The organism is Spirosoma terrae (genome assembly GCF_010435915.1).
Lineage (GTDB): Bacteria > Bacteroidota > Bacteroidia > Cytophagales > Spirosomataceae > Spirosoma > Spirosoma terrae.
This window is the reverse complement of the sequence record NZ_JAAFZH010000012.1, coordinates 94,519-106,226: the sequence shown is the minus strand read 5'-3', so window position 1 is coordinate 106,226 and position 11,708 is coordinate 94,519. Positions and strand designations below refer to the sequence as shown.

Sequence of the window (11,708 nt, the reverse complement as noted above, 5' to 3'; positions counted from 1 at the left end):
TTATCGTTGATGGCTCCTACTCCCAAAAATTATGCTCTACTACACACAAATCCTGTTTGTCAAAGAAGGTCAGGAAACTACATTTCACGACTTTGAAGATCATGTACTGCCATTGCTCCAGCGGCATAATGGTGAACTGATTTACCGCGTCCGACCAACCACGAACTCGGTACTGGTTACGACGGTCGGGCAGCCCTACGAAATTCATATTGTTACGTTCCCGGAGCGGAAGGATTTTGAGCATTATCGCGATGATCCGCAACGGATGCAGTACATGCATTTGAAAGATTCGTCGGTGGAGCGGGTCATCCTGATCGAAGGCAAAGCTCTTTAGTTAAGCCTTTCGCAAAAAAGCTAGTAATGGTAAGCTTGCTGGCGGCATCGCTACGTTCGAAAACCCACTAGTTTACGTAACTTGGTAAAAAAACGGTTTGGACGCCAGTTTTCATCTTTTCGATAGTATTGTCATTCTGGGTATTATGCAGGGCCTGCTCTACACGGCCCTGCTGCTCATAAAGTATGGACAATACCCCAGTAAGCGATTGTTGGCGCTGACGCTGTTTGTTTTTTGCATTCTGAGTGCTAAAATTCTGCTGCATACGCTGGGATTGTGGCAGAAGCCCGCTATTCGGTATTTTCCGCTGGCGTTTGACCTGACGCTACAGCCGTTGTTGTATTTGTACGCGGTGTCGCTGACGCAAAAGCAATTTCAGTTTAAACGCATCTACTTCCTTCATTTTGTACCGACGCTGGTGTTTCTGGTCCATGCCATCGTTGTGTATATACAAACACAGTCGACCGATAATCTGGCTCTGAAAGATCAGATTGCTGAGGGGCTGGCTTTTAATACAGTGAAGCAGGTAGAAGATTTCCTGTCGGTGGTGATGGGTGGCGTATATGGGTTTATGAGCTTACACCGGCTCAACATCTATCGGAAGTGGCTATTTGCTACGATTTCGAGCACCAGTTATCCAACCTATACCTGGCTACGTAACGTATTGATTGTGACAGGAGGTGTGTGGGTTCTACTAACCTTGAATATTCTGCTGGACGTTAGTTTTTCATATTCATTTCCCTACTTTCTGCACTGGCAGTTTTTCTATCTCTATCTGGTCGTGAGCGTCTACTATCTGGCGATTATGGGCTATCAGCAACCGCCATTTGAGGTTGCCTTTGATGTGTCTACAGTCGATACGGCGTTGAAGCAGAAACCAGTTGGACTGACGCAGGAGCAGATGGAGGATGTCAGGAACAAGCTGGACATCGCGCTGGAGCAGGAACGTGTTTTTTTAGATCCCGATTTACATCTCAATGCCCTTGCCGAACGATTACAACTATCTCCCGGATTGGTGTCGGCAGTGATCAACAGTGAATATAGTATGAGCTTTCGGAGTTTGATCAACGAACGACGAGTGGAAGAAGTGAAGCTGCGTTTAGTCAATCCAGATTATAGTCATCTGTCGATTCTGGGGATTGCACTGGAATCGGGGTTCAATTCGGAGGCTAGCTTTTACCGGGTCTTTAAATCGAGTACGGGCGTGTCGCCGAAGCAGTATAGCGCTCAAAAAGCGCTCAAAACCGTTAATGAAAGCTCTCAAAAGCCAATTTGAGAGGATTGAGAGCGAGGATAGCCTCAGTTTTGCGTCGATAAGTTGATTCGTTAACGCAAAACAACAGACCATGAAACGGCTCCTGATCTCGCAGCTATTTATTAGTTTACTCTGGACGAGCACCTACGCTCAGCTTCAGCAACCTACCTCAAACGAGTCTCCCTTTCTGCTCAAAACCAGCTGGGGGCAAGGGGGTAGTTACGCCAGATACGCGCCCGATAAGCATGTGCTGGGTTGCTGGAGTACTGCCCTGGCTCAGATATTCTATTATCATCAGCTTCAGCCTACGGGTATTGTCGATTATACGTGTTCAACAGGATACGTTATTCGGGATACGTTGTCAAAGCACCCGGTCAAATGGAATGAGTTTGCTTTACGTATTGATCCCAGTTCAACGGCTGCGGCTAACGATAACGTAGCCCGCTTTTCGTATATGACGGCGGAAGCAATTCGGAAAGATTTTGGGACGGGACATTACCTGGAGATGGTGAACCCGGTTCCTCAGATTGAAACCCATTTCCCGTGCGACGCTGAATTTTACGTATCGTTTACCGAGCCAATTCCAATTCCTAAACCGCAGTTGGATGCTATCGCCAGAAAAGAAAACATTCAGAACGTAGTGAAACCAGCCGAAATAATGGCGTTGATACGTCGCGAAATCGATGCGAAACGACCAGTCTATTTTCACTTCGGTAATTTCACTACGTATGGTCATTCGACGGTCATTGATGGGTATCGGAAAGAAAATGATACGTTCTGGGTACATCTTAATTACGGATCGGGTGGGGAGCGTACGGGCTGGTTTGATCTATTCAAGCCGATCGATGTAGAGGACGATATAAAACTTCGGGCATTCATCACGATTAAGCCCAACCTATAGCTGATTTGCCAGGCATAGCCGCTGCTTTTTCCTGTCCACAAGCGTACGTAAAACTGTCCGTTTGTGGACATACGTATAATCGAACAATTGCCAATAATGCCGTTCTGGGAGCGTGTGTGCCTGTTTCAAACTCTGGCAGGACATTTGTTATACATTTACATAACTAATCGATAGCCATGAAAGGAACCTATTTAGGTGAATTTGAAGAAGTGGTGCTACTGGCTGTAGCGATCCGGGCCGGTGATGCGTATGGCGCTGCCGTTGTGAATGAAATTGAGCAGCAAATGGGCCGATCCGTTAATCTTGGGGCTGTGCATTCGGCACTGAACCGGCTTCAGGAGAAGGGACTGGTGAGTTCAGAAATGGGCGGGATGACTGCCGAGCGTGGAGGCCGCCGAAAACGGCTTTATTCGGTTACCGCGTATGGTCGACGGGCGCTGGAAGAGATTCGGCAGCTACGGAATCAGATGTGGGATGCTATTCCCGGAACAGCGTGGGGTCAATTGAATATGCAGTGAGCTGGTAACGAATTGATTACCTATAGACATGAGTAGCATTACTTCCCGTTTTTCATTCGCCATTATCCAGTATCGCCGATGAATCCTCGACCCATCGAACCGCCCCGCTGGGCTACGCATCTGCTTCATCTGTTTCTGCCCGATCATCGGGCCGAAGAACTGGAAGGTGATTTGAATGAACTGTTTCAACAGCGCATCCACGAAGTGGGGGTAGCCCAGGCCCGCTGGCGCTACGTTCGCGATGTAGCCAGCCTGCTACGTCCTTCTCTCATCAAGCGCGAACAATACGATTATCATAGACCAACAAATACGACCATGCTACGTAATTATTTTAAAGTCGCGTTTCGGAATCTGACTAAATACAAAGGCTACTCGGCCATCAACATTGCCGGTTTGGCCACTGGTATGGCTGTGGCGTTACTCATTGGCCTGTGGGTCTGGAATGAGTTTGCCTATAATAAAGGGTACGCTAATTACGACCGTATCGCGCTGGTGATGCAGAACCAAACCTTCGACGATGGCGTGAAAACCTGGACGGGGCAGGCTATGCAGTTAGGCCCTGAACTGAAGAGCAGCTACGGAAGTCATTTCAAATACGTCGCTACGGCCGAATATCCTGGAAATCACTTATTAATGCTAGGTACCAAAAAGATTACCAGCATTGGCAACTTCATGGAGCCCGACATTACCGAGATGCTGGCGCTAAAAATGCTCAAAGGGACGCGGTCGGGTCTTACCGATCCATCGTCCATTCTACTCTCCGAAACGACGGCGAAATCGCTGTTTGGTGATACTGATCCGCTAAACAAAACTATTACCCTTGATAAGAAATGGGCGGTTAAAGTGACCGGCGTTTACGCGGATTTACCCGCCAACTCCACATTTCAGGAGTTGACGTTTATTGCTCCGTTTGCCCTGAAAAAGAAAGACTTACCCGAATGGCTCGGCTGGGGGAATAGCTGGTTTCAGACATTTGTGCAGATTGCCGACAACACCACTATGGAAACCGTATCGGTAGCCATTAAAGATGCCAAACTAAACAAGGTAAAAAACAGTGACGATGCCCGGTTTAAACCCGTCGTGTTTTTGCTGCCGATGAGTCGATGGCATTTGTATTCGGAATTTAAAGAGGGCATAAACGTAGGTGGACAAATCCAATACGTTCGGTTGTTCAGCCTTATTGGCTTTTTCGTACTGCTGCTGGCCTGCATCAACTTTATGAATCTGAGTACCGCCCGCAGTGAAAAACGAGCCAGAGAAGTGGGCGTTCGTAAAGCAATCGGCTCGGTTCGTCAGCAGATTATGCTGCAATTTTTCAGCGAATCGCTGCTGATTGTCTGCATTTCGTTTGTGCTCGCCCTGCTGTTCGTTGTGCTTTGTCTGCCCGCTTTCAATGCTGTTGCCAACCGCCACATTGCTATGCCCTGGAGCAACCCGCTATTCTGGATTGTTGCGATTGGTTTCAGCCTGTTTACCAGTTTTATAGCTGGCAGTTACCCCGCCATTTATCTCTCTTCGTTTCAACCGGTTAAGGTATTGAAAGGTACCTTCCGGGTTGGTCGGTTTGCCGCGTTGCCCCGAAAAGTGCTGGTGGTTATTCAGTTTACGGTTTCCATTACGTTGATCATCGGTACGTTGATTGTTTTTCAACAGATTGAGTTTGCCAAAAATCGTCCCGTTGGCTACAGCCGGGCGAATCTGGTTTCGATTCCGATACGATCTGACGCGTTAATCACCCGATTTGCTACGTTTCGGGATGAGCTGCTGAATACGGGAGTCATTGAGGAGGTAGCCGCTACTGATTCGCCCGTTACCAATACCGGCGTAACGAACAGCGGTTTTGACTGGCGGGGGAAAATACCAAATTCGGCCGATGAGTTTGTGACGCTACGGGTCACGCATGAATTCGGGAAAATGGTTAACTGGCAGATCAAGGAAGGGCGTGATTTTTCGAAAGAATTCACTACTGATTCTACTGGATTTGTACTGAACGAAGCGGCTGTTGCCTACATGGGGCTCAAAAAGCCAATTGGTGAAATCGTTAAATGGGGTGACCAATCCTTTAAAGTCATTGGCGTGGTCAAAAACCTGATTACGCAATCGCCTTACGACCCTGTCAGACAAACCATCTTTGTCATCAATTACAAAAGGCTCAACTTAATTACGTTTAAAATCAACCCGACAAAGAGTGCTTCGGAAGCCCTGGCTAAGGTTGAAACGATTTACAAACGATACGATCCCGACAATTCGTTCGACTACAAATTTGTTGATCAGGAATACGCGAAAAAATTCGGTGAAGAAGAACGTATCGGGAAGCTAGCCAGTTTCTTCGCCATCCTCGCCATTTTCATTTCCTGTCTGGGTTTGTTCGGGCTGGCGTCGTTCGTGATGGAGCAACGGACCAAAGAAATCGGTATTCGGAAAGTGATGGGCGCGTCGGTTTCCAATTTGTGGCAACTGCTCTCCAAAGATTTCGTGTTACTGGTCATCATTTCGCTGTTCATCGCGATTCCGGCAACCTGGTACTACATGCAGAATTGGGTTCAGCAATACACCTATCATACCGAAATCTCCTGGTGGATTTTTGCCTTATCTGGCTTTGGTGCTCTGCTTATTACGTTACTAACGGTCAGTTTCCAGAGCGTGAAGGCCGCGTTGATGAACCCGATCAAATCACTACGTAGCGAATGATCAATGATGAATCAGGAATGATCAATGAGCCAGTCATTCCTGATTTATTCGCCTTTATTCAGCACTCATCATTCCTAATTCATTATTCCTATGTCTCCTCCTCGCTGGCCTGGTTATCTGTTACGTTGGTTCTGTGCCCCGCATCGGGTAGAAGAAATGGAGGGTGACCTCGATGAGTTGTTTCAGCAACGCATCCGCGAGGTGGGCTTACGGAAGGCTCGCCGACGCTACGTGCGCGATGTAGCGAGTTTGCTACGTCCCTCCCTGATGAAGCGTGAACAATACGATTATCATAGACCAACAAATACGACCATGCTACGTAACTATCTCAAAATTGCATTTCGAAACCTCATCACGAATCGAGTGTATTCTTTTATTAACATCGGCGGACTTGCTGTTGGGATGGCCGTTGCGATGCTCACTGGCCTCTGGCTTTACGATGAACTGTCGTACAACCGGTATTTTCAGCGCTATGACCGTATTGCGCAGGTCATGCAGAATCAGATCCAGAATGGAGAAATCAAGTCGTCGCGGTCGCTGCCATTTCCACTCATTCATGAGCTAAAAACGAGTTATAAGAGCCACTTTAAGCACATCGTAACATCAACGTATCCAGAAGACTACATTCTGACTTCAGGCGAAAAAAAGCTCTCAAAGACAGGGCAGTTTATTGATGCCGAAGCCCCCGAAATGTTCACGTTGCAGATGATCAAAGGCTCCTGGGCTAGTTTGCAGGATCATCAGTCGATTCTTTTGTCGGCCACGACAGCCAATGCTTTATTCGGTGATGCTGATCCAATCGGCAGACGGGTGAAGCTCAACACGAATATGGATGTAAAAGTCACCGGTGTTTATAACGATTTTCCGCTAAACACGGAGTTTCACAATACGCAGTTTTTGGCCTCCTGGGATTATTTCGTAGCCACAAACGCCTACATGCGTGAAAAAAAATGGGATAACCATGCGGTGTCAATCTATGCTGAACGTCAACCCAATATCTCCTTCGAACAGGCTACTGCCAGCATCCAGAATGCCGAATTAAATGTGATTAGACACCTGGAAAGTATGAAGGGCGAAGCCGCCACCAATCCGCAAATCTGGCTAAATCCCATGCACAACTGGCATCTGTATTCCGATTTCAAGAATGGTGTTGCGAGTAACGATTCTGTTCAATACGTCTGGCTGGTGGGGCTGATCGGATTTTTTGTGCTCTTGCTTGCCTGCATCAATTTCATGAATTTGAGTACGGCGTGTAGTGAGAAACGCGCCAAAGAAGTTGGTATTCGAAAAGCAATCGGCTCGTTACGTAGTCAGTTGATCGGCCAGTTTTTGAGCGAATCCTTGCTAGTTGTAGTGATAGCATTCTCATTGGCCGTTTTGATCGTGACGGTTTCATTATCATGGTTCAATGAATTGGCTGCCAAACAGATGAGTATGCTGTGGACGAACTGGTTTTTCTGGCTGTTCAGTCTGGGGTTTATCATGCTAACAAGCTTATTATCAGGAAGTTACCCCGCCTTCTACTTAACATCCTTCCAGCCAGTCAAGGTATTAAAAGGGGCTGGTCTGGCCCGTATTCAACTCGGGCGACTGGCTTCTCTGCCCCGAAAAGTACTGGTTGTTACGCAGTTTACGGTGTCAATTACGCTGATTATCTGCACCATCGTTGTTTATAGGCAGATACAGTTCGCGAAAAACCGGCCGGTAGGTTACTCGCGGGAAGGCTTATTGATGGTGCCTATGCAATCCAGTGATTTTTACGGAAAAACGGATTTGCTTCGGCGCGAACTAACAAACACGGGAGCCGTAACCGACGTAGCAGAATCTCAAAGCCCTATTACGGGTGTCTGGTCGTCTAATGATGGGTTTCGCTGGAAAGGCATGGCGATGGCATCAACCGACAAATTTGCTACGTTGGATATTTCGCCCGAGTACGCCAAAACTATTGGTTGGCAGTTTGTTGCTGGTCGTAATTTTTCGAAGGAATTTGCGTCCGACTCCAGCGGATTTGTCATCAATGAAACGGCGGCTAAGCTAATGGGACTAGCTCATCCCGTAGGCGAAACCATCCACTGGAAGAGTCAATGGATGACAAATAATGTGGAGAAGCCGTACAGGATTCTGGGCGTAGTAAAGGATATGGTAATGGAGTCGCCATTTAAGTCTGTAAAACCGACCGTCTTTTTGCTGGCAGGAAACCCCAACTGGATCAACATCCGACTCAACCCGGCCGTCAATACGCGCGCGGCTTTACCTCAGATTGAGGCCGTCTTTAAAAAACTCATTCCAACTGCGCCATTCGAATACAAATTTGCGGATGATGAGTATGCGACCAAGTTCCGTTCTGAGGAACGTATTGGCAAGCTGGCGTCATTTTTTGCCGTGCTCGCTGTTTTTATCAGTTGTCTGGGACTGTTTGGTTTAGCGTCATTCGTGGCTGAGCAACGTACTAAAGAAATTGGCATTCGGAAAGTACTGGGGGCATCCGTAGCGAAACTGTGGGCTATGCTTTCAACAGATTTTATTGTTCTGGTTCTGATTGCTTTTGGTATTGCTATGCCCACTACGTATTATTTTCTGGATGGTTGGCTCAAAAATTACCAGTATCGAACAGAGTTGTCTTGGTGGATTTTTGCCGCTTCGGGTTTGGGTGCCTTGATCGTAACCCTACTAACGGTCAGCTACCAAAGCATCAAAGCTGCCTTAGTGAATCCGATAAAATCACTACGTAGTGAATGATGAATTAAGAACTAGACGGGAATTCAGCACTTATCATTCTTAATTCATCATTCGTATGTCTCCTCCTCGCTGGGCCACGCGCCTGTTACACTGGTTTTGCGCTCCTCATCTGGTGGAGGAAATGGAGGGCGACCTCGATGAATTGTTTCAGCAACGCATCCGCGAGGTAGGCTTACGACAGGCTCGCCGACGCTACGTGCGCGATGTGCTGAGTCTGGCTAGGCCATTTGTTCTGAAACGACAACCGAAACCTCAGTACACGGCGGCCCGGCGTTTTAGTGATCAGTCAACGAACCTTCTTCTAAACCCAACGATGCTACGTAATTATGCCTCTATTGCCTTCCGCCAGCTTTGGAAGAATCAGTTATTTAGTGCCCTGAATATCGTTGGGCTTACCGTTGGCCTGGCCGTCAGTACGTTCATTGCGCTCTACGTATGGCATGAGTTTCATTATGATCGGTTCGAACCCTTTGCCGACCGAACGTATCGCATCATGTCGGTGGCGAAATACGGAGAGCAGGAAATAATGCTTTTTGGTTTACATGAATCGTTCGGGGAAGCTGTAAAAAAACAGATTCCAGACGTAGAAGCTGTAGCCCGAATTTCGGATGGCAGCGCTATTCTGGAATCGGATCAGAACCATCGCTTCAACGAGGAGCACATCGGTTTTGCCGATGCGTCGGCTTTGCCGCTATTGGGGTTACGAGTGCTCCAGGGCGATCCGAAAACGGCGCTCAGCGAGCCAGGGCGTATCGTGCTAACCCGTCAGCTGGCTGAGAAATATTTTGGAACGCAGCAGGCGGTTGGCAAAACACTGGTGTATGAAAAACATTTCCCGCTGACGGTTTCGGCCGTTCTCGACGATCTGCCAACCAATTCGATTATTCAGTTCAACGGGCTTGTATCGCTCCGTTCGATGCCTACGCTTGGGACTCAGCAGCAGTTTACTTATAAGGCTGCTGGTTTTCTGAGTACGTTTCTCGTGCTACGTCCGGGAGCCAACGTAGCGTTGGTCGAAAAGAAGCTGGAACAGGTGAAAGCAGGTATTCAGTTTGTCGATATGTCGGCAAAATACTTTCTGGAAGCGCTCCCAAGCCTGCATCTCGATAGCCGAAGCGTATCGAAAGATGGATGGCAATCCTTGTATATTCTGTTAACGGTTGCGCTGGTCATTCTGGTGCTGGCCGTTATCAACTACGTTAGTTTAACCACGGCGCGAGCCACCAAGCGGGCGCGGGAGGTAGGCATTCGGAAGGCAATCGGTGGGCAACGTAGCGAACTGATCGGGCAGTTTTTTATGGAGTCATTTTTAAGCACGACGCTGGCCTTTTTGCTGTCGCTTTTGCTGCTACAACTATTTTTTCCCTGGGCCAATCAGGCACTCGACCTGAACATCGATAACCGGGTGCTAGGGCAGGGGCCGTACTGGGGCCTGATGATTGCGCTATGGCTAGGATGTTCGTTGCTCTCTGGTATTTATCCGGCACTGATGTTATCCGGCTTCCGACCGGCAACGGTGCTGAAAGGTGCCACTGGCTGGCGTAAAAGCGGTGTAAACGTGCGGAGCGTGTTTACAACGGTTCAGTTTACGGCTTCAATCGGACTACTGATCTGTAGTGTGGTGCTTTACACGCAAATGCAGTTTCTGCGAACAAAGAATCTGGGTATTAACCAGTCGCAGGTGCTCGGTCTGTTTGTAGATTCCGAAATGGCTCCGCACTACGCCGGACTACGTAACGACATCCGGCAATGGGCTGGGCCTGCCAACGTAGCATTTTCGAACGTAGCTATCTTCACTGACCGCGTACCAATGATGTTTGTACAGGCTGAGAAGAATAAGAAGCAGCTGATGGTCAATACCCTGAGCGTGGATAAATCGTTTTTCGATATGATGGGGGTTCGGTGGCGACATCTACCTCAGACCTGGGATATGGGACCGTTGCAAAAAGAGTTAATAGTTTATAATCAGACGCTTATCAGCGAAGCGGGTATAAAAGGGAATCCGTTACAACAACCGGCCCCCTTGAAAGATCAACCGACCGACGGCGTAGTAGCCGACTTTCATATACGGAGTCTGCACGGAACTGTGTCGCCAATGAAGTTAACGGTGGTGAGCGATACAAATCGTTCGGTGTTGAAGCAGGGCGGCTATTTGCTGATTCGGCTAACTCCGCAAACGGACGTATCGATAGCGCTCGAAAAACTCAAGGAAATCTACAATCGGAACCAGCCGACCGCGCCCTTCAATTACTATTTTCTGGACGATGCCTATAACCAGCTCTACGCCAAAGAAACCCGCCTGATGCGCTTGTTCAACGGGTTTACGGCGCTCACCCTGCTGGTGGCCTGTCTGGGCTTGCTGGGGTTGGTGACTTTTTCTATCGAGACCAGAACCAAGGAAATTGGCGTTCGGAAAGTGCTGGGCGCGTCGGTATCGGGTATCGTGATGCTATTGTCCAAAGACTTTTTGAAACTGATCGGAATTTCTTTACTCCTGGCCTCGCCTATTGCCTGGTGGGCTATGAACCAATGGTTACAGGATTTTGCCTACAAAATTGACATCGCCTGGTGGATGTTTGCGCTGGCGGGTCTACTGGTAGCGGGTATCGCCCTGCTCACGGTGAGTTTGCAGAGCATTAAAGCGGCCCTGACCAATCCAGTAAAATCACTACGTAATGAATAAATTGGCGTAGGACGTAATACGAAAATGGCCGGACGAGAGGCCAATGCAACGTAGCCGTCTTCTCGTCCGACAGCGTACAGAATTTGTCCATTTCTGGACAGATTGGTCGTGTACGAAAAAACAAAAAGAGCTTTTTCTGCGCAGAAAAAGCTCTTTTTGTTTTTGGCCGGGTATTTGACATACAGAAATAGATATAATAGAAATTGGTTCAAATTCAGCGTTCAGTCTATGCGACGTAGTGATTTAGGGGAATTTGAAGAAGTTGTTTTGCTGGCGGTGGCGGCTTTATCGCCGAAGGCGTACTCGGTGATGATTGCCGAAGAACTCGAACGCGAAACGGGAAACTCAGTCAGTACGGGGGCGGTGCATGCAGCCTTGCAACGGCTCGAACAAAAAGGCTATCTGACGTCGCAGCTTGGCGAAGCCACCGCTGAGCGGGGAGGACGCCGAAAGCGGCTCTTTACGGTGACGGCATTGGGTGGCCGTGTACTGAGTGATGTGCGTGCGGTTCGAAACCGACTCTGGGACCGAATCATCCCCAATATCCGTCTGGAATGGAGTTAAGAAATGGCATGGATTGCACAATA

At 48.3% G+C, this 11,708-nt stretch carries 8 protein-coding genes; all 8 read left to right on the top strand.

What is annotated here, in order from left to right; genetic code table 11:
- Nucleotides 1–31: 31 nt before the first annotated feature.
- On the top strand, nt 32–334 hold the full coding sequence (locus tag GK108_RS22315; RefSeq protein ID WP_163953302.1) for a DUF1330 domain-containing protein: 303 nt from the start codon (nt 32–34) through the stop codon (nt 332–334).
- 97 nt (nt 335–431) lie between these two features.
- Complete coding sequence (locus tag GK108_RS22310) at nt 432–1,610, top strand: helix-turn-helix domain-containing protein (RefSeq protein ID WP_163953301.1); 1,179 nt, start codon at nt 432–434, stop codon at nt 1,608–1,610.
- Nucleotides 1,611–1,680: 70 nt separating this feature from the next.
- A complete protein-coding gene (locus GK108_RS22305) occupies nt 1,681–2,490 on the top strand; it encodes a C10 family peptidase (RefSeq protein ID WP_163953299.1) in 810 nt (269 codons plus the stop codon).
- A gap of 176 nt (nt 2,491–2,666) precedes the next feature.
- Nucleotides 2,667–3,008: a PadR family transcriptional regulator gene (locus tag GK108_RS22300; RefSeq protein ID WP_163953297.1), complete on the top strand. Its 342-nt coding sequence runs from the start codon at nt 2,667–2,669 to the stop codon at nt 3,006–3,008.
- Between the two features lie 78 nt (nt 3,009–3,086).
- On the top strand, nt 3,087–5,699 hold the full coding sequence (locus GK108_RS22295; protein WP_163953295.1) for an ABC transporter permease: 2,613 nt from the start codon (nt 3,087–3,089) through the stop codon (nt 5,697–5,699).
- Between the two features lie 90 nt (nt 5,700–5,789).
- Entirely contained in the window at nt 5,790–8,438 is a 2,649-nt protein-coding gene (locus tag GK108_RS22290; RefSeq protein ID WP_163953293.1) for an ABC transporter permease, read from the top strand.
- Between the two features lie 55 nt (nt 8,439–8,493).
- Nucleotides 8,494–11,121, top strand: a complete 2,628-nt coding sequence (locus tag GK108_RS22285) for a permease prefix domain 2-containing transporter (RefSeq protein WP_212592857.1) — start codon at nt 8,494–8,496, stop codon at nt 11,119–11,121.
- A 228-nt stretch (nt 11,122–11,349) separates the two neighbouring features.
- On the top strand, nt 11,350–11,685 hold the full coding sequence (locus GK108_RS22280) for a PadR family transcriptional regulator (protein WP_163953291.1): 336 nt from the start codon (nt 11,350–11,352) through the stop codon (nt 11,683–11,685).
- Nucleotides 11,686–11,708: the final 23 nt, after the last annotated feature.